Origin of the sequence: Streptomyces nigrescens, from assembly GCF_027626975.1 — a bacterium.
Classification (GTDB): Bacteria; Actinomycetota; Actinomycetes; order Streptomycetales; family Streptomycetaceae; genus Streptomyces; species Streptomyces nigrescens.
The window spans coordinates 3,389,304-3,411,537 of the sequence record NZ_CP114203.1 but is presented as its reverse complement, the minus strand read 5'-3'; the positions used below and the strand labels follow the sequence as shown (position 1 = coordinate 3,411,537).

20 protein-coding genes are annotated in these 22,234 nt (G+C 73.1%); 11 read left to right on the top strand and 9 right to left on the bottom strand.

From position 1 onward, the window contains the following. The first annotated feature begins 79 nt into the window (after positions 1-79). Positions 80-688 (top strand): MarC family protein, encoded by a 609-nt coding sequence (locus STRNI_RS15235; RefSeq protein ID WP_018089422.1) that lies wholly within the window; start codon positions 80-82, stop codon positions 686-688. Between the two features lie 160 nt (positions 689-848). Here STRNI_RS15235 and STRNI_RS15230 read toward each other — a convergent pair whose 3' ends face one another. Next, positions 849-1,001, bottom strand: coding sequence for a hypothetical protein (locus tag STRNI_RS15230; RefSeq protein ID WP_085925097.1), 153 nt, complete (start codon positions 999-1,001; stop codon positions 849-851). 202 nt (positions 1,002-1,203) lie between these two features. On the opposite strand from STRNI_RS15230, the gene STRNI_RS15225 reads away from it, so the two are divergent. Further along, entirely contained in the window at positions 1,204-2,130 is a 927-nt protein-coding gene (locus STRNI_RS15225) for an NYN domain-containing protein (protein ID WP_018089424.1), read from the top strand. A 65-nt stretch (positions 2,131-2,195) separates the two neighbouring features. On the opposite strand, the gene STRNI_RS15220 is transcribed toward STRNI_RS15225, so the two are convergent. The 3 genes from STRNI_RS15220 to STRNI_RS15210 all read right to left on the bottom strand — a co-directional run bounded on the left by STRNI_RS15220 (position 2,196) and on the right by STRNI_RS15210 (position 6,193). After that, on the bottom strand, positions 2,196-2,675 hold the full coding sequence (locus STRNI_RS15220; RefSeq protein ID WP_018089425.1) for an SRPBCC family protein: 480 nt from the start codon (positions 2,673-2,675) through the stop codon (positions 2,196-2,198). 125 nt (positions 2,676-2,800) lie between these two features. Beyond that, complete coding sequence (locus tag STRNI_RS15215) at positions 2,801-3,667, bottom strand: alpha/beta fold hydrolase (protein WP_148589241.1); 867 nt, start codon at positions 3,665-3,667, stop codon at positions 2,801-2,803. A 114-nt stretch (positions 3,668-3,781) separates the two neighbouring features. Continuing rightward, positions 3,782-6,193, bottom strand: coding sequence for a DEAD/DEAH box helicase (locus STRNI_RS15210; RefSeq protein WP_277411397.1), 2,412 nt, complete (start codon positions 6,191-6,193; stop codon positions 3,782-3,784). A 311-nt stretch (positions 6,194-6,504) separates the two neighbouring features. Between STRNI_RS15210 and STRNI_RS15205 the strand changes: the two genes are divergently transcribed. Beyond that, the gene (locus STRNI_RS15205) at positions 6,505-7,242 is read left to right on the top strand and encodes a ferritin-like fold-containing protein (RefSeq protein WP_018089428.1); all 738 of its coding nucleotides are present in this window, start codon (positions 6,505-6,507) and stop codon (positions 7,240-7,242) included. Positions 7,243-7,266: 24 nt separating this feature from the next. On the opposite strand, the gene STRNI_RS15200 is transcribed toward STRNI_RS15205, so the two are convergent. The 4 genes from STRNI_RS15200 to STRNI_RS15185 form a co-directional block, all read right to left on the bottom strand. Further along, a complete protein-coding gene (locus tag STRNI_RS15200; protein WP_018089429.1) occupies positions 7,267-7,557 on the bottom strand; it encodes a hypothetical protein in 291 nt (96 codons plus the stop codon). Between the two features lie 282 nt (positions 7,558-7,839). Further along, on the bottom strand, positions 7,840-8,067 hold the full coding sequence (locus STRNI_RS15195; RefSeq protein WP_018089430.1) for a DUF3107 domain-containing protein: 228 nt from the start codon (positions 8,065-8,067) through the stop codon (positions 7,840-7,842). Positions 8,068-8,185: 118 nt separating this feature from the next. Next, complete coding sequence (locus STRNI_RS15190; protein ID WP_026169595.1) at positions 8,186-8,827, bottom strand: TetR/AcrR family transcriptional regulator; 642 nt, start codon at positions 8,825-8,827, stop codon at positions 8,186-8,188. A gap of 148 nt (positions 8,828-8,975) precedes the next feature. After that, entirely contained in the window at positions 8,976-9,194 is a 219-nt protein-coding gene (locus STRNI_RS15185; RefSeq protein WP_018089432.1) for a hypothetical protein, read from the bottom strand. A 170-nt stretch (positions 9,195-9,364) separates the two neighbouring features. On the opposite strand from STRNI_RS15185, the gene STRNI_RS15180 reads away from it, so the two are divergent. The 7 genes from STRNI_RS15180 (at position 9,365) to moeZ (ending at position 18,284) form a co-directional block, all read left to right on the top strand. Then, complete coding sequence (locus tag STRNI_RS15180; protein ID WP_277411396.1) at positions 9,365-10,387, top strand: alpha/beta fold hydrolase; 1,023 nt, start codon at positions 9,365-9,367, stop codon at positions 10,385-10,387. Positions 10,388-10,539: 152 nt separating this feature from the next. Then, on the top strand, positions 10,540-11,847 hold the full coding sequence (locus tag STRNI_RS15175) for a DUF3152 domain-containing protein (RefSeq protein WP_277413253.1): 1,308 nt from the start codon (positions 10,540-10,542) through the stop codon (positions 11,845-11,847). Between the two features lie 257 nt (positions 11,848-12,104). Next, on the top strand, positions 12,105-14,045 hold the full coding sequence (locus tag STRNI_RS15170; protein ID WP_277411395.1) for a DUF3492 domain-containing protein: 1,941 nt from the start codon (positions 12,105-12,107) through the stop codon (positions 14,043-14,045). Further along, positions 14,039-14,269 (top strand): hypothetical protein, encoded by a 231-nt coding sequence (locus tag STRNI_RS15165; RefSeq protein ID WP_277411394.1) that lies wholly within the window; start codon positions 14,039-14,041, stop codon positions 14,267-14,269. Before STRNI_RS15170 ends, STRNI_RS15165 begins: the two co-directional genes overlap by 7 nt. Then, a complete protein-coding gene (locus STRNI_RS15160) occupies positions 14,266-15,483 on the top strand; it encodes a hypothetical protein (protein WP_266439365.1) in 1,218 nt (405 codons plus the stop codon). Before STRNI_RS15165 ends, STRNI_RS15160 begins: the two co-directional genes overlap by 4 nt. A 256-nt stretch (positions 15,484-15,739) precedes the next feature. Further along, positions 15,740-16,696, top strand: coding sequence for an NAD-dependent epimerase/dehydratase family protein (locus tag STRNI_RS15155; protein WP_026169597.1), 957 nt, complete (start codon positions 15,740-15,742; stop codon positions 16,694-16,696). A 409-nt stretch (positions 16,697-17,105) separates the two neighbouring features. Continuing rightward, a complete protein-coding gene (moeZ, locus tag STRNI_RS15150; protein WP_018089439.1) occupies positions 17,106-18,284 on the top strand; it encodes an adenylyltransferase/sulfurtransferase MoeZ in 1,179 nt (392 codons plus the stop codon). Positions 18,285-18,379: 95 nt separating this feature from the next. Here the strand turns inward: moeZ and STRNI_RS15145 are convergent, their stop codons facing one another. Further along, the gene (locus STRNI_RS15145) at positions 18,380-21,397 is read right to left on the bottom strand and encodes a lysylphosphatidylglycerol synthase domain-containing protein (protein WP_167540515.1); all 3,018 of its coding nucleotides are present in this window, start codon (positions 21,395-21,397) and stop codon (positions 18,380-18,382) included. 188 nt (positions 21,398-21,585) lie between these two features. Between STRNI_RS15145 and STRNI_RS15140 the strand changes: the two genes are divergently transcribed. Next, positions 21,586-21,990 (top strand): MGMT family protein, encoded by a 405-nt coding sequence (locus STRNI_RS15140; RefSeq protein ID WP_109892451.1) that lies wholly within the window; start codon positions 21,586-21,588, stop codon positions 21,988-21,990. Positions 21,991-22,234: the final 244 nt, after the last annotated feature.

Sequence of the window (22,234 nt, the reverse complement as noted above, 5' to 3'; positions counted from 1 at the left end):
ACCACCCCCTTTCTTACGGGCCCGCGTCCGCGCGCCGGTCCGTGGCTCATCCCGTACCACCTCTCGCAAGGCCTTCACCGTGTTCGACGTCGCCGTCTTCAGTACTCTTTTCGTCACCCTGTTCGTGATCATGGATCCGCCGGGCATCACCCCGATCTTCCTGGCCCTGACCTCCGGCCGGCCGGCCAAGGTGCAGCGCCGGATGGCCTGGCAGGCGGCCGCCGTCGCCTTCTGTGTCATCGCCCTCTTCGGCCTCTTCGGCCGGCAGATCCTGGGGCGGCTGCACATCTCCACACCCGCGCTGATGATCGCGGGAGGTCTGCTGCTCCTGCTGGTCGCGCTGGATCTGCTGACCGGCAAGTCGGAGGAGCCGACCCAGACCAAGGACGTCAATGTGGCGCTGGTGCCGCTGGGCATGCCGCTGCTGGCCGGGCCCGGCGCGATCGTGTCGGTGATCCTCGCGGTGCAGCACGCCCACGGCGTCGCCGCGCAGATCTCCGTCTGGGCGGCGATCGCGGCGATCCATGTGGTGCTGTATCTGGTGATGCGGTTCTCGCTGGTGATCATCCGTGTGATCAAGGACGGGGGAGTGGTCCTGGTCACGCGGCTGGCGGGCATGATGCTCTCCGCGCTCGCCGTACAGCAGATCATCAACGGCGTACTGCAGGTGATCGAGTCGGCGGCCTGACGCCCCGGCGGCCCACGGCCGCGGACAGCGCAGCGCCCCCGTACGACCTGTGCGTACGGGGGCGCTCGTGCGGTGCGGCCGATCGCGGCCGGCCGTCAGGTGTCGTGCGTGAGATGTCGTGCGTCAGATCTCGTGCGTCGTCGGACGGTGGAACTCGGTGTTAGCGGACGGCGGTGTCGGCCGGCCGGATGTAGATGCGCTGGCCCGTCGAGGCGGCCTGCTGCACGATCCGGTTGACGGAGGCGGCGTCCACGACGGTGCTGTCCACGGCGGTGCCGTCGACATCGTCCAGGCGCATGATCTCGAAGCGCATACGGCTTCTCCCTTCGTCTGATCCTCCTGTGGAGAACTCTTGAGCCGGAGCTGCCCGGCGTCACTGCCCGGCGCTCCGTACTGGTAGAACGTCCTGCCCAGTGCAATCATTCCCTACGCTAAAGAAAAATTTCGACGGTCTAAGTACGCCCGCGGGGGAGCGGTTGTGCCCGCAGAGTGACCGCCCGGACAATGGGGCCGGTATGAATGACGTCCAGCCCACGGGCCCCACCGACCTCGCCGCGCTCGCCGCCGGTATCGAGCGCACCAATGAGCTGCTCACGCGGGTGCTCGCCGAGGTCGCCACCACCCCGTCCACCCATGCGGCCTTCGTTGACGCGGGCTATGTGTACGCCGCGGCGGGCCGGCTGGTCGCCGGCACGGAGGACCGCAAGGCCTTCGACCTGGACGCGGAAGGGATCATCGAGGCCTTTATCGACAAGGCCCGGATGATCTTCCCGGACAGCCGGCTGCTGCGCGTCTACTGGTACGACGGCGCCCGCCGCCGTATCCACACCCAGGAGCAGCAGCGGATCGCCGAGCTGCCCGACGTGAAGGTCAGGCTCGGCAACCTCAACGCCAACAACCAGCAGAAGGGCGTCGACTCCCTGATCCGTTCGGACCTGGAGTCGCTGGCCCGGCACCGCGCGATCAGCGACGCGGTGCTGATCGGCGGCGACGAGGACCTGGTCTCCGCGGTGGAGGCGGCACAGGGCTACGGCGCACGGGTCCACCTCTGGGGCATCGAGGCCTCCGGCGGCCGCAATCAGGCCGAGCCGCTGCTGTGGGAGGTCGACAGTGCGCGCACCTTCGACCTGGAGTTCTGCAAGCCGTACGTCACCCGGCGGGCCGGTGTCGACTTCTCCGACCAGCCGGTGGGCGAGGGGCCGGCGCCCAGCCGCGACGATGTGCGCTTCGTCGGCGCACAGGTCGCCGCCCAGTGGCTGTCGGAACGCGGCCGCGAGTGGGTGGCCGGGCTGCTCCCCGGTCACCCCTATCTGCCCGGCGCCGTCGACCAGGAACTCCTGACCGCGTCGGAGGCGCTGCTGCGGCACTCCCTGCGCGGCCATGCCGATCTGCGCCGGGTCCTGCGCGACGGCTTCTGGGACCACGTTCAGGGGCAGTACTAGGGCCTGTCCGATGGGTCAGGGCCGGGTCCGCCGCGGTCGGGGCCGGCGGGGTGCGAAGGGCCGGATCAGGCCCGCGCGAGCAGCTCCGTGAGGCGGTCGAAGAAGCCCGACCAGCCCGCCTCCGCCTGGCGGTACTGCTCGGAGGTGAGATTGCCGCCGAGCTGACGGAAGGCCATCTCCGTACGGTCCCCGAGGGCGGTCAGGGTGACCCGGACGATCTCGCCCTCGATGCCGTCCGGCGCGGACGCGTCCTTGAGCGTGAACTCCAGCCGCTCCGGGGGCGCGACCTCACGGTAGACCCCGGAGAACGGCAGCTCACCGCCGTCCGGGGTCTGCATCACCAGACTCCAGACCCCGCCCGGCCGGGGGTCCATCGTCATCCGGTCGACCGGCACCGTCAGCTCCCCGCCGAACCAGTACCCGAAGTGCTCGGGCGTCGTCCACGCCTCGAAGACCAGCTCGGGGCGGGCATCGAAGGTCCGGGTGAGCGCGATGCCATGGGGGCCTTCGGGGTCGGCCGGGGGAGTCGCCGGATTCTCGGTCATCAGGGAGCCCTTCGTGCGAAGCCGGTGCGGACCGGGCGCCGGTGCCGGCCCGTCTCCCTCGATGCTCGCCGAACCGCCCGGCGCTGTCCTGGCGACACCGCCCGCTCGGCCCACACGGCCCGGCCTCAGCCCACCCCGCTCCAGAACCCCGCCAGCGCCTCGGCCGTCTTCTCCGGGCGTTCGGCGTTGGGGGAGTGCTCGGCGCCCTCGATGACGGTGCGCCGGGCGGACAGCCGCTCGGCCATGGCGTCCATCCACGACACCGGCCAGGCATAGTCGACGGCGCCGGAGACGACATGGGTGGCCAGCCCCGTACGGGCCAGCTCCGCCACCCGGTCGGGCTCCTCCAGCATCTGCCGGCCGGTCGCGATCAGCTGCTCGGGGACGGTGTTCAGCCAACGACGGTGCAGGAACGCGCCGACCTCCGGCGGCGTCGCCGCGTCCGCCGCCTCCGGGGGATCCAGTTCGCGCATCGCCCGCCAGACGCTCTCCATGTCGAGCGTGCCGAGCGCCTCGATCAGCATCCGTACCCGGGCCTGCTGGGACGCCTCGATGGCGGCGGGCCCGGAGCTGAGCACGGTGAGGGAACGGAACGGGGCCGCGTCCAGCAGCACGGCGGCCCGGGTGATCAGCCCGCCCAGGGAGTGCCCCAGCAGATGGACCGGCCCGCTGTCCGGCTCCTGTACGGCCCGCGCCTGAGCCAGCACATCGAGAGCCAACTCCCTTTGCGCATACGCCAGTTCATCGCGCGGACCGGGGGATTCGTGCTGCCCGCGGCCGTCCACCGCGACCGCCCGGAACCCGGCCGCGGCGAGCGGTTCCAGCAAGGCGACGAAGTCCTCCTTGCTGCCGGTGAATCCGGGCACCAGCAGGGCGGTCCCGATCGGTGCGGCCTCGGGCCGGGCGTCCTGCACGGCGAACGAGCCGCGCTCGGTGTCGAGTCGGTACGCACGGGCGCACGGGGGCAGTGTGAGGGTGGGCGGCCTGCTCATGAGGTGAGGTTATCCGGGCCGGACGGCGAAACGGGGCCGGGACGCCGACGACCCGGCACCCGCAGTGCGGGGCCGGGTCGTCGGGCCGGAAGGGTCCGGCGTGGTCCGGGAGGGTCAGCTCTCGGGAGTCGCCTCGGCCACGGCGGCCTTGGCGCGGGTGCGGCGGCGCACCGGCTTGGCCTCGGCGGCCTCGGGAGCGTCCGCGGCCGGCTTGGCGGCGGCGCTCTTCCGCGTCCGCTTCGGCTTGGCCGGAGCGTCCTCGGCGGCGGGGGCGTCCACCGTGGCCTCGGCGGCCTTGGCGGCCGCGGTCTTCCGCGTCCGCTTGGGCTTGGCCGGAGCCTCGACAGCGCCCTCGGCGGTGTCCACCGCGGCCTCGGCGGCCTTGGCGGCTGCGGCCTTGCGCGTCCGCTTGGGCTTGGCCGGAGCCTCGACAGCACCTTCGGCGGTGTCCACCGCGGCCTCGGCGGCCTTGGCGGCGGCCGTCTTACGGGTCCGCTTCGGCTTGGCCGGAGCCTCCACCACGGTGTCCGCGGCCTCGACCACGGACTCCGTCACCACGGCCGGCGCCGTCTCCACGGCAGCCTTGGCGGCGCTACGGCTACGGCGGCGCGGCTTGGCCGGCGCCTCGGCGGGCTCCGGCACGGCCACGGACTCGGCGGCGATCGCCGCGCCCTCGGCCGCCAGCGCCCTCGCGGCGACCTCGACGGTCTGGAAGCTCTCGGTGTCCACCGGACGCGCGACCCGGGCACGGCGGCGGCGCGGCTTGGCGGGCTCGGCCGGAGCCTCGGCCACCACGGCGGCGGACTCGGTCACCACGGTGGCGGCCTCCGTCACCACGGCGGCGGTGGGCGCGGCCTCGGCGACCGGCGCCGGCGCGGCAGCACCGGACTGGCCCGAGCGGGTACGGCGACGCCGGCGCGGCTGCCGCGGTCCGGCGGCCTCCGTGCCCTCGCTGCTCTCGGCGGCAGCGGGCGACCCGGTCGTCTGCGCCTCGGAGCCGGCCGGGCCGTCCAGCGGAGTGCCGCCACGGGTGCGGCGGCGCTGCCGCGGAGTACGGGTGCGCGCGGGGCGCTCCTCCTCCACGACGGCGCCCTTACGGGGACCACGGCCACGGCCGCCGGTCTCGCCCAGGTCCTCGACCTCTTCCGCGGCCAGCCCGGCCCGGGTGCGCTCGGCGCGCGGCAGCACGCCCTTGGTGCCCTCGGGGATGTTCAGCTGCGCGTAGAGGTGCGCCGAGGTGGAGTAGGTCTCCTCCGGCTCGTCGAACGCCAGGTCCAGCGCCTTGTTGATCAGCTTCCAGCGCGGGATGTCGTCCCAGTCGACGAGGGTGACCGCGGTGCCCTTGGCGCCCGCGCGGCCCGTACGGCCGATGCGGTGCAGGTAGGTCTTCTCGTCCTCGGGCGACTGGTAGTTGATGACATGGGTCACACCCTCGACGTCGATACCGCGGGCGGCGACATCGGTGCAGACCAGGACATCGACCTTGCCGTTGCGGAAGGCGCGCAGCGCCTGCTCACGGGCGCCCTGGCCGAGGTCGCCGTGCACCGCGCCGGAGGCGAAGCCACGGCGCGCGAGCTGGTCGGCGATATCGGCGGCGGTCCGCTTCGTACGGCAGAACACCATCGCCAGGCCCCGGCCCTCGGCCTGCAGGATGCGGGCGACCATCTCCGGCTTGTCCATGGAGTGGGCACGGAAGACGTGCTGGGTGGTGTTGCGGACGGTCTGGCCCTCGTCGTCCGGCGCGGTGGCGCGGATGTGCGTGGGCTGCGACATGTAGCGGCGGGCCAGGGAGATGACCTGGCCGGGCATGGTCGCGGAGAACAGCATCGTCTGGCGCTTGGCCGGCAGCAGCTGGATGATCTTCTCGACGTCGGGCAGGAAGCCCAGGTCGAGCATCTCGTCGGCCTCGTCCAGAACCAGGCTCTTGACCTGCGAGAGGTTCAGCTTCTTCTGGCCCGCCAGGTCGAGAAGGCGGCCGGGCGTGCCGACGACGACGTCGACGCCCTTCTTCAGCGCCTCGACCTGCGGCTCGTAGGCACGGCCGCCGTAGATGGCCAGCACCCGGACATTGCGCACCTTGCCGGCGGTGAGCAGGTCATTGGTGACCTGCTGGCACAGCTCGCGGGTGGGCACGACCACCAGGGCCTGCGGGGCCTCGGTCAGCTCCTCGGGCCGGGCACGGCCCGCCTCGACGTCCGCGGGGACCCTGACGCGCTCGAGGAGCGGCAGGCCGAAGCCCAGGGTCTTGCCCGTACCGGTCTTGGCCTGGCCGATGACGTCGTTGCCGGAGAGGGCGACGGGGAGCGTCAGCTCCTGGATGGGAAAGGGGGAGATGATGCCGACGGCTTCCAGCGCCTCGGCCGTCTCGGGGAAAATCCCGAGGTCTCGAAATGTAGACAGAATCTTGCCTCTTCTGTGAGACGCGGCGTGAGGCGGCGAAGGGGGTCGTACCGCACCTTCGTACGGGTTCGTACGGGCCGGCCGGAGACGGCCGGTGGGGCGGGACCACTGCCAACGCTCAGGCACTCCTGCCGCGAGCGGTGTCCCTCCTGCTGTGCGTATGTCTGCTACGCGCCGCAAAAGAGGGCGGTCGGTTTGGAGCCGATCGGGCCACCGACCGGGCATCCGCTTCGTGGAACGACCCACCGATACTCGGCAGGTCCAAATACCACTGTACCCCGGATATGGCGCGCCCATCCGAAGGCTTGTATGAGTGAGGAATACATCACGGCCTGGTCCGGCCTCCGGGCGCCGGCTACGACCGTCGTTCGTACGAGGGAACGGCAGTGGCTGACCAGGGCCTTCCCCGAACCGCCGAGCGGGCTATTGTGCCGGTCATGGGAACGCCTGACAACGCCGCGGCTGACGCGCAAGAACACACCGGGATCGCCGCCCAGAACTGGGCGCAGGCATCCGCCGACCCGCAGTACAGGGCCGCCGTGATCGATCTGCTCGGCGCGCTCGCATACGGCGAGCTGTCCGCCTTCGAGCGCCTGGCGGAGGACGCCAAGCTCGCGCCGACGATGGACGACAAGGCCGAACTGGCCAAGATGGCCTCGGCCGAGTTCCACCACTTCGAGCGGCTGCGGGACCGGCTCGCACGGATCGAGGCGGAGCCGAACGAGGCGATGGAGCCGTTCGCCGCCGCCCTGGACGAGTTCCACCGCCAGACCGCGCCGTCGGACTGGCTGGAAGGCCTGGTCAAGGCCTATGTCGGCGACTCGATCGCCAGTGACTTCTACCGCGAGGTCGCGGCCCGGCTGGACTCCGACACCCGTGATCTGGTGCTGGCCGTGCTGGACGACACCGGGCACGCCTCGTTCGCCGTGGAGAAGGTGCGCGCGGCCATCGAGGCCGAGCCGCGGGTCGGCGGGCGGCTGGCGCTGTGGGCACGCCGTCTGATGGGCGAGGCGCTCTCGCAGGCGCAGCGGGTGGTCGCGGACCGCGACGCGCTCTCCACGATGCTGGTGGGCGGCGTGGCCGACGGCTTCGACCTCGCGGAGGTGGGCCGGATGTTCTCGCGGATCACCGAGGCGCACACCAAGCGGATGGCGGCGCTGGGGCTCGCGGCCTGACGTTCTTGCCGGGCGCCGGGCGGTTCAGGCCGTCCGGTGCCCCTTCAGTGCCGGTGCCGGCCGCCGAAGGCGGCGGTGCGGCGGGCGCACCAGGACCGACAGCAGGGCCGCCCCGACGGCGACCGAGGCGACCATCACCTGGACGGGATATCCCGGGCCGAGGATCGAGCGGGTCAGCACGGCGCCGAGCAGCGCCGCGACCGGGCCCGTCGCCAGCGTGAGGGCGCGCGAGGGGAAACGGTCGGGCAGCCATCGCGTGGCGGACAGGGCGATGGCAAAGCCGATGAGCAGGGCGCCGAGTGCTTCCCAGATCATGCTGTTCCCTCCCGCGTGACAACGCCGATCGGTCGAACAAATCGGTCGTAGGCGGTCGTACCCAGGGGGCACCGGCAGCAACCCTCCCGGCGCCGGTCCGCTGCCTGATCAGCCCAGCCGAACCGACTCGAACGGCCTGATCTGCGCAAATGCGACGGCCAGGGGCCCGGAACCGGCGCGCGGCCGAGCCGCGAGAAGACACGGAAAGGCGGCGGCCCGGAGAGGAGATCCCCGGGCCGCCGCCTCTGTCACGTCATGGGCGCCGCAGTCGGCGCCCCCTGCTCAGAGCGCGCCGAATCCGACCTTGCGGGCGGTCGGCTCGCCGATCTCCACATAGGCCAGCCGGTCCGCCGGGACCAGGACCTTGCGACCGTGGTCGTCCACCAGGCTCAGCAGCTGTGACTTGCCGCCCAGCGCGTCGGACACCGCGCTCTCGACCTCTTCGGCAGACTGCCCGCTCTCCAGAATGATCTCGCGGGGCGCGTGCTGCACGCCGATCTTGACCTCCACGGCTTTTGTCCCTCCGACGGTCAGTTGGGGTGCGCGGCCATCCGCGCCGTACGCAGCACACATTAGCCCGGTACGGGGATGCGCAGGACGCCTTGGGCCACGCCCGCAGCGAACAGGGTCAGTGCGTGTCGCCGCCCTGCAGCGGGAAGCCGGCGATGCCCTTCCACGCGAGCGACGTCAGCAGCTGCACCGCGGTGTCCCGCGGGACCTGGCTCTCCGAGGACAGCCAGTAGCGCGCCACCACCTGGGAGACCCCGCCCAGGCCCACGGCCAGCAGCATCGACTCGTCCTGCGACAGGCCGGTGTCCTCGGCGATCACCGCGCTTATGGCCTCGGCGCACTCCAGCGACACCTTGTCCACGCGCTCGCGGACCGCCGGGTCATTGGTGAGGTCCGACTCGAACACCAGCCGGAAGGCGCCGCCCGGGTCCTCCACGTACGCGAAGTAGGCGTCCATCGTCGCCGCGACCCGCTGCTTGTTGTCGGTCGTCGACGCCAGCGCCGCCCGCACCGAGTGCAGCAGCGACTCGCAGTGCTGGTCGAGCAGGGCGAGGTAGAGGTCCAGCTTGCCCGGGAAGTGCTGGTAGAGCACCGGCTTGCTGACGCCCGCCCGCTCGGCGATGTCGTCCATCGCGGCCGCGTGGTAGCCCTGCGCCACAAAAACTTCCTGGGCGGCGCCCAGAAGCTGGTTGCGCCGGGCTCGACGTGGCAGGCGTGTGCCCCGCGGGCGCGCCGCCTCGGTCTGCTCGATGGCGCTCACGCTGCCTCCCAGAAATTGTTCCGTACGCGGCCAGTACAAGGTGGTGCACCGCGCCCGCCATCGTACTTTTGGGTAACCCGGCTGTGCGCGGTCCGGGCCGAGAATTTATGCCCGGCCCCGATAGCGGAAGCCGACATAACGCCCCAGGTCATCGGTATTCGTCTTCGTTGAGCTCCACGACGCGGGCCTGTTCGGCTCGATCCGCCTCGTTCGCCGAGTCCGGGTCGACGGGGGTCGGCGGCTCGTCGCGGTGCGGGGTGACGTCGGTGTACTGCTCCGCCGCGTCCGCTTCCGGTGCTTCGACATCGAATTCGGTGGCGTCGCTCTCGTCCTCGAAAGTATCCGGGTCTGTCGGGTCGACGCGCATGGTGGCTCCCTTTCTCGCGTGCTCGCTTCGACGGCTGGTGCCTGGCATGACAGCAGGGGCCGGGGCGGCTGCCCTCGCCTACGAGCGTAGGAGAGTGGCCGCGGCAGCGCGATGCGGTGTGTGACCGCGGACACACGATCGGGGGCGTGATCGTCTCGTAACATCGACGCATGTCTTCGACCGAGTCGCCGGACACCGCGACCGCCGCCCTCCCGGTGCCCCCGGCCGGCCCCGGCCGGCACGGTGCGGCGGAGACGGTGCGCACCGTGACCCTGCCGGGTCTGACGCTGACCGTACGGGCACCGGCCGGACGGCCCGCCACGCGGGACGGCGACGGACACGCCGGCGCCGGGCGGGACCGCGAGCCCGCGCTCTACGTCCATGGCCTCGGCGGCTCCTCGCAGAACTGGTCGGACCTGATGCCGCTGCTCGCCGACCGGGTGGACGGCGAGGCGGTCGACCTGCCCGGCTTCGGGCACTCACCGCCGCCGCACGACGGCAACTACTCCGTCTCCGCGCAGGCCCGCGCGGTCATCCGCTACCTCGACGCGGCCGGGCGCGGCCCCGTCCACCTCATCGGCAACTCCATGGGCGGCGCCGCCTCCACCCGCGTGGCGGCGGTGCGCCCCGACCTCGTGCGCACCCTGACGCTGATCTCTCCGGCGCTGCCCGAGCTGCGCCCGCAGCTGACGGCTGTGCCCACCGCGCTGCTCGCCGTACCCGGCATCGCCGGGCTCTTCGGCCGGCTCACCCACGACTGGACGCCCGAGCGCCGCACCCGTGAGGTGCTGGCGCTCTGCTACGGCGACCCCGGCCGGGTCAGCCCGGAAGGGTTCAACGCCGCGGCCGACGAATATGCGCGACGGCTCGAACTCCCTTATTTCTGGGAGGTGATGGAGCGCTCGGCGCGCGGCCTGGTGAACGCCTACACGCTCGGCGGACAACATAATTTGTGGCGTCAGGCAGAGAGAGTGCTCGCTCCCACCCTTCTCGTCTACGGTGGGCGCGACCGCCTGGTCTCCTTCCGGATGGCGCGGCGGGCGGCCGCGGCGTTCCGCGGTTCGCGACTGCTGACGCTGCCGGAGGCGGGGCATGTGGCGATGATGGAGTACCCGGAGACAGTGGCGCGGGCCGTCCGTGAACTGCTCGACAGTGAAGTGACCGACGTGACCGCTGATGCGGGCAGGAGCTGACACACCCCGTGGGACGCCATAGCCGCCGAGCCCGGCCGGAAACCGCAACGGACACCCCGCCGACGGCCGGTCCGCCCGCCGACGGCCCCTCGGGGGGCACCTCACCCGGACCCGGCCCCGGACGCCGCAGACGCGAGCCGTTCGAGGGCGACGTGGTGCGCGGCGGGCATCCCGAACAGCGTGAGCCGGGCGGCGGCTGGGGCGAGTTCCCCGGGGCGCCGGCCTCCCCGGCCGCGCCCGGCCAGGGGGCGCCCTGGATTCCCCGGCCGCGCGCGGAGATGTCCGCCGGACCGGCCCTCGCCGCACCGGGCAGCGGGCCGGGACCGCGGCGTGAGTACGTGGATGCCTTCGACGCCGGGCGGTTCCCGGGCGGCCAGGGCGGTCCGGGAGGCGCGAGCGACCCGGACGACGATGTGTTCCGGGCCGGCGCGCCGCGGACGGCGGGTCAGGCGGCCGGTGCCTACGGGCCCGGCGCGGACGGGGTGGCCCCCGGCGGCCGGTACACCGGCCGTTCGGTCGTCTTCGACCGGAACGAGATCGACGAGCTGGACCGGCAGGCGGAATTCGGCGCGGACGGCGCGGGGCCGGGCGGCCCCGGGGGCCAGGACCCGGACGACGGGTTCGACGCGGAGGAGTCGCGGCACGGCGCCCAGAAGGGCGGCAAGGGCCGGACGTTCACCGGCGCGGCGGCCGCGGCGGTGACCACCGTGCTCGCCGTGGTCATCGCGGGCCAGGTCGCCGAGCAGCACAAGGAGAGCGGTGACCCGCAGCCGCGCAGCGGGAACGACCGTACCGACGGGCTCGGCGACGAGGCCTCCAGGTCGCACAGCAGGCCCACCCAGGACGCCAAGCCCGCCAGTTACGACGAGAAGATGAACCAGGTCTTCCCGCTGGATGCGGAACTGACGGCCACCGGCCGGTTCAAGCCGGCCGGCGGTGACGCCGAGGCGCCCGGCAAGGGCAAGGTGCTGCGCTATCGCGTCGACATCGAGGAGGGGCTGCCGCTGGACGGCGAGCTGTTCGCCGAGGCGGTGCACAAGACCCTCAACGACAGCCGGAGTTGGGCACACGGCGGGAAGATGGCCTTCCAGCGGGTGGGGTCCGGCGACGCCGATTTCGTGATCACGCTGGCGAGTCCGGGGACCACCGACAAGTGGTGCGCCAAGTCCAACCTCGACACCAGCCAGGACAAGGTCTCCTGCGACTCCGCGGCGACCGAACGGGTCATGATCAACGCCTATCGCTGGGCGCAGGGCGCACGGACCTACGGCCACGACAAGATGCACGCCTACCGGCAGATGCTGATCAACCACGAGGTCGGCCACCGTCTCGGACACAACCACGAGGTCTGCTCCCGGCAGGGCGCGCTGGCCCCGGTGATGATGCAGCAGACGAAGTTCCTGACGACGGACGGGGCGACCTGCCGTCCCAACTCCTGGCCGTTCCCCACCCAGCGCTGAACGGACCCGGCTCCCGGCGCGCCCGCCACGCGGGGCCGGTCCCTGCCCCGTGCCGGTCCACCCGGCAGGCGCGGGTTCCCACATAGCGCGAAGAAACGCCCTTAGGGGCGGAAAGTTACGTGCTTTCACCCCTTCCGGTGGCGCGATGGACAACCGTCCATCGCGCCACCGGCCCTTTTGCATAGCTTCTTCCTGCAGGTGGCGGCCGTGCCGCCGGCCCACCAGGGACGTCGACAGGGGAGGACGGGGGTGCACTCATGCGTATTGGACTGCTCACCGAAGGTGGCTATCCAGATGCGTCCGGTGAGGCGCACGCGTGGTGCGACCGGCTCGTGCGCGGGCTCACCGGCCATGACTTCGAGGTCTACGCCCTGAGCGCCGACGCCCGTCAGGAAGCGCGGCCCCGGCCCGAACTGCCGGAACACGTACGCCTGGTACACCGTGCCCCCCTGTGGGGCGACTTCCCCGTCGGGCACCGCCGGGCCGCCGAGGAGCGCAAGGGCCGCACCCCCGGCCGCCGCGCACGGCGCCGCTTCGCCGAGCGCTTCGGCGATCTCGTGACGGCCTTCGCCACGGTGCCCGCCGGGAGCGGGCCGGCCGGCGGCGCACCGCACGGGGGCGCGCCGACCGGAGACCCGCCCAGCGGCCCCGACAGTGCCCCCGATACGCCCGTGGCCGGGAAGGCGGACCGTTTCGCCGCCGGTCTCTACGGGCTCGCCGAACTCGCCCGGGAACACGGCGGACTGCCCGCGATGCTGCACTCCGAGGGCGCCGTACGCACCCTGGAAGCCGTCTGCCACGGCCCCCGCGCACTGCCCGCCGCCCAGGGCGCGCAGGTCAACGACCTGCTGGCGGTCACCGACCGGCTCGAACTCGCGCTCCGGCCGCTGTCCCTGGACTGGTACGGCGACCGGCACACCCCCGGTCTCGGCGGTGTGGACCTCTGTCATGCCACCTCCGGCGGCGCGGCCGCCCTCCCCGGACTGCTGGCCAAGCGCTTCTTCGGCACCCCGCTCCTGGTCACCGAGTACGGCGTCCGGCTGCGCGAGCACTACCTCGCCCGTGCCACCTCGCCGCTGAGCGTGCCGGTGCGCGCGCTGCTCGCCGCCTTCCAGGGCGCACTGGCCGCCGAGACCTACGCCCAGGCCGCACTGATCACTCCCGGCAACACCCACGCCCGGCGCTGGCAGGAGCGCTGCGGCGCCGACCGCGCCCGGCTGCGCACGGTCTACCCGGGCATGGACGCCGCCCCCTTCGCCGCGGTCGCGGACGCCGCCGCTGACGACTCCAAAACACTGGTGTGGGTCGGCAAGGTGGAGCCCGCGAAGGACCTCATCGCGCTGCTGCACGCCTTCGCGGAGGTACGGAAGGCCGAGCCGGCGGCCACGCTGCGGATCATCGGCGGGCCCGGCCGTGACCCCCGGGCGCCCGGCTATCTCGCGCACTGCCGGGCGCTGGCCGCCCAGCTCTTCCCCGACGAGGCGGCCGACGCCCGCACCGTCGGCGAGAGCCCGGTCAGCTTCGAGGAGATCGGCAGCCCCGAGGTGCCGGCCCTGGAGGACGCCTATGCCTCCGGTGCGGTGGTGGTGCTCTCCAGCGTCATCGAGGGCTTTCCGCGCTCCTTGGTGGAGGCGATGTTCTGCGGCCGCGCCACGGTGTCGACCGACGCCGGGGCGGTCTGCGAAGTCATCGGCGGCACCGGGCTGGTTGTCCCGCCGCGCAACCCCCGCGCCCTGGCCGAGGCCTGCGCGGCGCTGCTCGCCGACCCGGACCGCAGGGCCAGGCTGGGCGCGGCCGCCCGGGCGCGGGCGCTGGAGCTGTTCACCGTCGAGCAGAACGTCGCGGCATTTCGTGGCATCTACCTGGAGTTGATCTCCCGTGCCCCGGCCCGCCCGGCCGCCTGCCGCACCCGGGACGCGCACGGGGTCCCACGGCCGTTCGCCCGCCCCGCCGAGTCCCATGTCCCCGGGCGCTGGGCCGCGACCGGCACCGCCGCCAGGGCGGCCACCGTCCCGGCCGGCCGAACGCCGAGCTGGGCGGCGTCCGAGGCCGGGCGGCCCGCCGCGGTGCCGGTCGCCGACGGGGCGCGCACGGAGACCGGGGGCGGGGACGTCGTCCGGGAAAGGGGACAGGCCGTGAGACGGGATGACACGGCGGGCAACCAGGCGTGGCCGGCGCGAGGGAGAGAGCAATGGTGACCAGTGTGCTGGACGTGATCTGTGCGATGGGTGTCGTGGGTGTGGCACTGGTGACGGGCATGGCGGATGTGGCGCACGGCGGCCGCCCCGGCAGCCCCGCCCGCGTCCGCGCCGACCGGCGCACCCCGGGTCGCCCCGGCCGCCCGCCCCGGCGCCGTACCGCGCACCCCCGCCCCGCTCCGGGCGGCTGCGCGCAGACCCGGGGGAGGGGGGACAGAGCATGACCACACCCGAAGGCGGCACCACCGCGGCTCCGGGAGAGGTGCGCGCCGACCGGCCCGCGCCCCCGCGCAAGGACGCCGCCGCCCGCCCCCTGCGCCGCGGCCCCGCCGACCCCGTACGCACCCTGATGCACCACCACCAGGAACTCTGCGCCCGCGCTGTCGACGCGCTGGAGATCGCCGCCGGCCTGGAGGCGCACGGTGTCACCGACCGCACGGCCGCCCGCTTCCGGCACCGCGATGTCTTCTCGCTGGCCGAGGAGCTCTACGCCCGGGTGCCGCGCGCCGCCGCGGACGCCGCCCCCGCGGCAGCGCCGTACCAGGAGGCCGCCCCCGCCCGGCGCTCCCGCACCGTGTGCGGGGCACTGCAGCTGCTCCCCGGCGCCGTCTGCGTCGCGGCCGTCGCCGCCCTCGCCTCGGTGACCGGGGCAACTCCCGCCGTACGCACCGCCGTCGGCGCCTCGGGCCTGGTCCTGCTCGCCCTCGCCGTCCGGCTGGGCGTACGGTCCGGGCCGCTGCGGCTGCGCCACGGCACCGGGCCGCGCACCGCCGGCCTGTGGGTCGGCTGGACGGCCGGGTACGCGGTGTACGGAGACTGGCTGCTCGGACAGCTGCTGGCCGGCGGCCCCGATCTGCCCCACGCCGCTCCCCGGGCCGCCGTCGCCCCCGCCGTGGCACTCGCCTTCGCCCTCGTCCCCGCGGCCGGCTGCGCCCACTGGTTCACGGTGCGCGGACGACGCGTCCTGGCCGCCAGCCGCGGACTCGAAGAACTCGCCGCCCGGGTACGGCCGTTGCTGCTCGCCGTCACCCTGCTCTTCCTGGCCGCGCTGGCGGCGCTGCTCCTCGGTGCGGAAGCGGTCCTCGGCCGCGGCGATGTGAGCACGCCGGTGGCGGCGGCCGCGCTGGGGGTGCTGCTCTTCCTCGCCCGGCTGCTCGCCGTGCACGGCTTCCCCGAGGCGGCCGCCGCCGGCCTGGCCTCGGCCGCCGCCCTGGAAGCCCTCGCCCTGGCCCTGGTGCTGATCGCCCGGCTCCCCGGCCTGCCCCCGCTCGGCGTCCCGGTCGAGGCGCTGACCACCGCTGTGGGACCGGCCGCGGTACCCGCCGTGGCCTGCACCGCCGCCGCCCTCGGCCTCCTCGTCCACGGCCTGCGGGCGCTCACCGGCGCCTGTGCACACTGGCCCGCCCCCTCCGGACGTCCGGAGGCACACCGGCCGTGACCCTCCGGACGACCACCGGCCCCCGATACCCCGCACCCCCACACGGGCACCCCCACCACGCACCACCCCCGGAGCGGCACCCCGAAACGGCCGCTCCGGCCTCTTCGCCGCGGACCTCACCCCCCACGTGGCCCCCGCCCCCGGGGCGGACGCCGACTCCGCGGCCGAAGCCGACCTGCTTCCCTCGATCCGCCTTAGGAGCACGACATATGAACGTCCAGCCGACCACACGCCACGCGGACCGGGGGGTCGCACGATGAGGGTGCTGCTCATCGGCGCCAACGGCTACCTGGGCCGCTATGTCGCCGACCGCCTGCTCGCCGACCCCGCCGTCCAGCTCACCGCCCTCGGGCGGGGCGACGACGCCGACGTCCGCTTCGACCTGGCCACCGGCAGCCCCGGGGCGCTCACCCGCTTCCTCGACGCGGTCCACCCCGGTGTCGTCGTCAACTGCGCCGGTGCCACCCGTGGCGGCGCCCGCGAGCTGACCCGGCACAACACCGTCGCGGTCGCCACCATCTGTGAATCGCTGCGGCGCAGCAGCTGCGGTGCCCGGCTCGTCCACCTGGGCTGCGCCTCCGAGTACGGGCCCTCCCAGCCCGGCTCCTCCACCGCCGAGGACGCGGTCCCGCGCCCCGGTGGCCCGTACGGCGTCAGCAAACTCGCCGCCACCGAACTGGTCCTGGGCTCCGGGCTCGACGCCGTCGTGCTGCGGATCTTCTCGCCGGTCGGGCCCGGCACCCCGGCGGGATCGCCGCTCGGCCGGCTCGCCGAGGCCATGCGCCGCGCCATGCAGTCCGGCGACAGCGAACTCAAGCTCGGCGGGCTCGGGGTGCAACGGGACTTCGTCGATGTGCGCGATGTGGCGCGGGCGGTGCACGCCGCCTCGCTGTCCGCCGCGCAGGGCGTCGTCAACATCGGGACCGGCCGGGCGGTACGGCTGCGTGAGGCCGCGTCGGTGCTCGCCCGGGTCGCCGGCTTCGGCGGCGCCCTCCACGAACTCGACTCCCCGCCCGCCCGTCTGGTCATCCCCGGCCCGTCCCCGGAGCACCCGGCCGGCTCGCCGCCCGCCACCTACCCGTACCCGGACGGCTGCGGCACCTGGCAGCAGGCGGATGTGCGCACCGCCCGCGACCGCCTCGGCTGGCGCCCCCGGATCGGGCTGGAGGAGTCCCTCGCCGATATCTGGATGGAGGCCGCATGCCGCATCTGAGACCGGTGTCCGCCTGTTGGGACGCCGGGGCGGGTGCGGCGGTGCGCGCCCGGTCGGCGAGCTGCTCTCCGAAGAGCTGAGGGGGAGGGCCGCCGGCCACCCTCCGGAGTGGTTCCGTCGCCTCGTCCAGGGTGTGCCGCGCGCCCCTCTCGACGAGACACCGCGGAGCGCCCGCCGGCAGGGGCGGGCACGGAGCACGTCACCGGCCGTCGTGATCGGGGCCGTCGTGACCGGCGCGGAGCGGCCCGGGCGCCCCTGCCCGGCTACTGGGACGAAATCGTCTCGCGCATCGGAACGGGTGTCTCGGAATGAAGAAGGGCGTGGCAGTGTTACGGGGAGAGCAAGCTCCCCCACTCTCGGCTCGGCTCGGGCGGGGGGAACCCCATCAAGACCGACCAACGGAGTCCCCGTGTCGCTGCCACCCCTGGTCGAGCCCGCTTCCGAGCTCACCGTCGATGAGGTCCGCAGGTACTCCCGCCACCTGATCATCCCCGATGTCGGGATGGACGGGCAGAAGCGGCTGAAGAACGCCAAGGTGCTCTGTGTGGGCGCCGGTGGCCTGGGCTCGCCCGCGCTGATGTATCTGGCCGCGGCCGGCGTCGGCACGCTCGGCATCGTGGAGTTCGACGAGGTCGACGAGTCGAACCTGCAGCGCCAGATCATCCACAGCCAGGCGGACATCGGCCGCTCCAAGGCCGCGTCCGCCAAGGACACGGTGCTGGGCATCAACCCGTACGTCACCGTCAACCTCCACGAAGAGCGCCTGGACTCCACGAACGTCCTGGAGCTCTTCGCGCAGTACGACCTGATCGTGGACGGCACCGACAACTTCGCCACCCGCTACCTGGTCAACGACGCCTGCGTGCTGCTGAACAAGCCGTACGTCTGGGGTTCGATCTACCGCTTCGACGGTCAGGCGTCGGTGTTCTGGAGCGAGCACGGCCCCTGCTACCGCTGCCTGTACCCGGAGCCCCCGCCGCCCGGCATGGTGCCCTCCTGCGCCGAGGGCGGCGTCCTGGGTGTGCTGTGCGCCTCCATCGGCTCCATCCAGGTCAACGAGGCCATCAAGCTGCTCGCCGGGATCGGCGACCCGCTCGTCGGCCGGCTGATGATCTACGACGCACTGGAGATGACCTACCGTCAGGTCAAGGTCCGCAAGGACCCGGACTGCGCCGTCTGCGGGGAGAACCCGACCGTCACCGAGCTCATCGACTACGAGGCCTTCTGCGGCGTCGTGTCCGAGGAGGCCCAGGAGGCCGCGGCCGGCTCGACGATCACTCCCAAGCAGCTCAAGGAGTGGATCGACGGCGACGAGAAGATCGAGATCATCGACGTCCGGGAGCCGAACGAGTTCGAGATCGTCTCGATCCCCGGCGCCAAGCTGGTCCCGAAGAACGAGTTCCTGATGGGCACCGCCCTCCAGGACCTCCCCCAGGACAGGAAGATCGTCCTGCACTGCAAGACGGGCGTCCGCTCCGCGGAGGTCCTGGCCGTCCTGAAGTCCGCGGGCTTCGCCGACGCCGTGCATGTCGGCGGCGGCGTCATCGGCTGGGTCAACACCGTCGAGCCGGAGAAGCCGGTCTACTGAGCTTCCCCCGCCACCCGCAAGGCGCCGGTCCGTGCACCACGGACCGGCGCCTTCGCGCTGTCTGGAGGACGCCCCCGGTGCGGGCGGCCGTCCGCTCAGATCTCGCCCTTGCGCGTCAGATAGGTGAAGGCCAGCCAGCCCGGCAGCACCGGCAGCCAGAAGACCATCAGCCGGAACAGCAGCACCGCGGGGAACGCCACGTCACCGGCGAGCCCGGCGACGGTGAGCGCGCCGAACAACGCGCCCTCGACGGCACCCACACCACCCGGCGTCGGCGCGGCCGAACCCAGCGCGTTACCGGCCAGGAAGGCCACCGCGATACTCGCGTAGCTGATCGTGTCGCCGCCGCCGAACGCCCTGATGGAGGCGTCCAGGCACATCACGTTCGCCGCCGTCAGCAGCAGCATCCCGCCGATACCGGTGACCAGCTTCCCGGGCCGCTGCAGGATGTCCAGCATCCGCGGGACCACGCCCGCGAACAGCGACCGCACCCGTGTCGAGACGAATTTCCGCAGCGTCGGCACCGCCGTGACGACCAGGACCAGCACGGCCACGGTCAACAGCCCGGCGATGACCGTACGGGACGGGGAGATCGTCGGGGTCCGTTCGGTGCCCGTCAGATAGCCGAAGGTCAGCAGCAGCAGGATGTGGCTGCCCAGCCCGAACAGCTGGGAGGCGCCGACGCTCGCCACCGCCAGGCCGGGACGGACCCCGGCACGCTGCAGGAAGCGCGTGTTGAGCGCCACCCCGCCGATCGCCGCGGGCGCGACCAGCTTCACGAAGTTGCCCGCGATCTGCGCGATGACCGTTTTGACGAACGACACCTTCTCCGTGACGAACCCCAGCAGGCTCATGGCCGCCGCGATGTACGTCAGCCCAGAGAAGCCCACCGCGACCAGCACCCACATCCACTGGGCCTCGCTGATCAGATCGCTGAGGTTGAAGTGGGTGAGCTGCGACAGCAGCAGATAGACCGCGAACGCGCCGGCGATCCAGCTGATCAGGATGCGCGGGCTGAGCCGCTCCAGCTTCGCCGGCTCGATCACCGCCGCCGGGCGGATCAGCAGCACCTGCCGGCGGATCTGCGCCAGCAGATCCTCCTCACGGGCCTCCTCGGTCGCCTCGTCCAGGGCCCGCTTCTCGGCGTTCTTCTCCGCGTGGCGCTCGGCCCGGATCGTCTTGCGGTCCTTCGGGCCCGCCGCGTCGCGGGCCTCCCGTGCCTCCTTGGCGGCCTGCGAGGCCTCCAGCACCGCCTCCCGCTCCCGCTTGGCACGCTCCCGGGCCAGCTGGCGCAGCGTCGCGCGGGTGGTGCGGCTCAGCGCGATCGGCTGCAGCAGCGGAAGGCTGTCGGCGACCGCGTCCGGACCCAGCACCTCGACGGCCGCGGCCACCGCCCGCTCGGCGCCGACCCGCAGCCCGCAGGTGGCCAGCAGCTGGGCGATGTCCATCCGCAGCACCAGATCACCGGCCGCGATCTCCCCGCCGCGCAGCTCGGTCAGCACGATATGGCCGGAACGGTCCACCAGCAGCGCGTCACCGACCAGCCGCCGGTGCGCGATCCGCCGTGACTGCAGCGCCTCGACCTGCCGCCAGGCGCTGTGCATCAGCGCGTCGGTGATCTCCTCGTCGGCCAGCGAGTCGAAGCTGCGGCCGCCGATGTGCTCGTAGACCAGCATCACCGCGTCCGGGCCGAGCTCGGAGGTGGCGATCAGCTTGGGGGCGTTGGCACCGGCCGCGATGGCCGCATACGCCAGCAGCGCCTCCTGCTCCAGCGCCTGGCGCAGCGACTGCAGACTGCGGCGCTGATTGATGCCGCGCAAAGACAGCCGGCGCCACACGCGGTAGAAGAAGCCCTGCGCCTGCTGCTCGCGGTCGACGACCGTGACATCGATCGGCGGGCCGTCCTCCAGGGTGACGAGATAGCGGCGGCCGCGGTCGGCGTGCTCGGACTGCTCCGCGCCGGTGGCGTCCTCCGCCCGCAGCGCGGAAACCGGGTGGAAGCCGACCCGGCGCAGCCCCGCGAGGAGGTTCTGGCCGGTGGGACGGACGTTGGGGGAGCCGACGGCGTAGAGGGTGCCGTAGGCGACGGTCCAGCCGATCAGCACGGTCGTGACGATCGCGAACGGTGTGGTGTACCGGCCGACCAGCACCGCGAACGAGTCCAGCAGCAGCACGCACCACATCGCGACCCGCCAACGGGGCCGCCGCGACATGCCCACCGCCGTCATATAGGCGATCACGGGCGCCAGGTAGCTGTGCACCGGAGCGGAGAGGGAACCGTTGTCGAGGGTCTGGGTCAGCGCGTCCCGGATGGACGGCGGGGCGGCCTCGGCCACCCACAGGTCGGTGGCCAGCGACACCCCGTGGGCGAGGACGGCGGCGAGCACCCCGTCCGCGATCCGCAGCCCGTCCCGCTTGATCAGCCGCTCGACGGCGAACGCCACCGGCACGATCAGCACCGCGACGCTGGAGGTCAGCCCCGCCAGGTTGATCAGCAGCGGCGGCGCCGCCTTCGCACCGCTGCCGATGTCGTTCTCCAGGCCCTGGGTGGTGCCGTGGGCGAACGTGGCGAGGCCGAGGACGAGCGCGATCCCGGCGATGCCGAGCAGCAGCCGCAGCAGGTCGGAGGGCCGGTGCACCCGCGCGGGCAGCAGCGGCTCGTCGCCGGAGACCCGGTCGACGTGGAACTCGCCGTACTCGTCGGCGCTCAGATCGGCACGGTGCGAGCCCGTACGGGGCTTGCTGCGGGCCGTGCCGGACATCTGCTCCTCGCCCTGGTCGTGCCGGACCTGCTCCTCCTCGGGCTGCTCGCTGTCCCGCTCCTCCTCGTGCCGCTCGCTGGGCTCGGGCTCCTTGGGCCCTTCCGGCCTCTGGGGCGCCCCGGGTCGTTCGGCCTTCTCGATCGTGCTCGCCTTTTCGGTAGCGGAAGCCGTGACCGGCTTCCGTTGGTGCTTCCCCTGTCGCGCCACCTGCTGCCGCTCGGGCCGCTCGGTCACAGCGGCCGGTCCGGGAGCGGTGCCGGCGGCGTCGACGGCCAGCGCCTCAGGGGCGCCCGCCTCCCGTGGAGGCGCTGCACCCTGCTGCTCGGCCGTCTCTTCTTGATCTCGTATCACCAGTCACCGTCCGGAAGATGGTGGCACGGCCGACCGTTGGAGGGGGGCATCAGGGTGCATTTCGGGGGTGCGGGAAGCGGAACATCCTCCCCCGCACCGTGGCTGACGGCGCCTTGCCGCCGACCTCCCGGGGGTGCGGGACCGTGTGTCCGCTCCCATTGTCGGTGCCGTGCGGCAGGATGGACCGAATGAGTGGGACCGGAGAAACGGCGGAAGGTGAGCTGCCCGCCTACGCGGAGCGGGTCCTCGCCGTCGCCGAGCTGATCCCGGCGGGCCGGGTGATGACGTACGGGGACGTCGCGGAGTGGCTCAGGGACGAGGAGCCGCCCGAAGGGCTGCCCTCGGCGGGCGGCGGCGGGCCGCGCCAAGTGGGGCGGGTGATGGCGCTCTACGGCGGCGCGGTGCCCTGGTGGCGGGTGGTGCGCGCGGACGGCCGGCTGCTGCCCGGCAGCGAACTGCGCGCACTGGCGCACTACCGGGAGGAAGGCACCCCCCTGCGCACCGCGGCCCAGGAGGCCGAGGACCATATACCGAGGCTCGACATGCGGCGGGCCCGCTGGGACGGGCAGCAGAACGGCGGCGCCGCTCCGTAGTGCCGACGGCGGTGCGCGGCGGCTCATGGGACGCGCTGGTACCGGCGGCGGTGCGCGACGGCTCGTGGGGCGCGCTGCGGCCCGGGTGCCGACTCGCGTAGCGTCGGGCACTGCCGTCACGAGGACGGCCCCGCCGCGCACCGCACCGCCGGACCGATTTCCCGGCCGGCGGCCCGCACCGCGGCGCTCCTCCGGACCCCGTCCGGGGGGACCCCCATCGCACCACCCACGCACCACGACGAGC

Excerpts from the sequence above, each read along its gene's own strand:
- STRNI_RS15160 (WP_266439365.1), top strand. The coding sequence starts at position 14,266 with ATGACCACACCCGAAGGCGGCACCACCGCGGCTCCGGGAGAGGTGCGC.
- STRNI_RS15215 (WP_148589241.1), bottom strand. The coding sequence starts at position 3,667 with ATGAGCAGGCCGCCCACCCTCACACTGCCCCCGTGCGCCCGTGCGTAC.
- STRNI_RS15230 (WP_085925097.1), bottom strand. The coding sequence starts at position 1,001 with ATGCGCTTCGAGATCATGCGCCTGGACGATGTCGACGGCACCGCCGTG.
- STRNI_RS15165 (WP_277411394.1), top strand. The coding sequence starts at position 14,039 with ATGGTGACCAGTGTGCTGGACGTGATCTGTGCGATGGGTGTCGTGGGT.
- STRNI_RS15205 (WP_018089428.1), top strand. The coding sequence starts at position 6,505 with ATGGGAACGCCTGACAACGCCGCGGCTGACGCGCAAGAACACACCGGG.
- STRNI_RS15140 (WP_109892451.1), top strand. The coding sequence starts at position 21,586 with ATGAGTGGGACCGGAGAAACGGCGGAAGGTGAGCTGCCCGCCTACGCG.
- STRNI_RS15185 (WP_018089432.1), bottom strand. The coding sequence starts at position 9,194 with ATGCGCGTCGACCCGACAGACCCGGATACTTTCGAGGACGAGAGCGAC.
- STRNI_RS15170 (WP_277411395.1), top strand. The coding sequence starts at position 12,105 with ATGCGTATTGGACTGCTCACCGAAGGTGGCTATCCAGATGCGTCCGGT.
- STRNI_RS15180 (WP_277411396.1), top strand. The coding sequence starts at position 9,365 with ATGTCTTCGACCGAGTCGCCGGACACCGCGACCGCCGCCCTCCCGGTG.
- STRNI_RS15200 (WP_018089429.1), bottom strand. The coding sequence starts at position 7,557 with ATGATCTGGGAAGCACTCGGCGCCCTGCTCATCGGCTTTGCCATCGCC.
- STRNI_RS15225 (WP_018089424.1), top strand. The coding sequence starts at position 1,204 with ATGAATGACGTCCAGCCCACGGGCCCCACCGACCTCGCCGCGCTCGCC.
- STRNI_RS15155 (WP_026169597.1), top strand. The coding sequence starts at position 15,740 with ATGAGGGTGCTGCTCATCGGCGCCAACGGCTACCTGGGCCGCTATGTC.
- STRNI_RS15220 (WP_018089425.1), bottom strand. The coding sequence starts at position 2,675 with ATGACCGAGAATCCGGCGACTCCCCCGGCCGACCCCGAAGGCCCCCAT.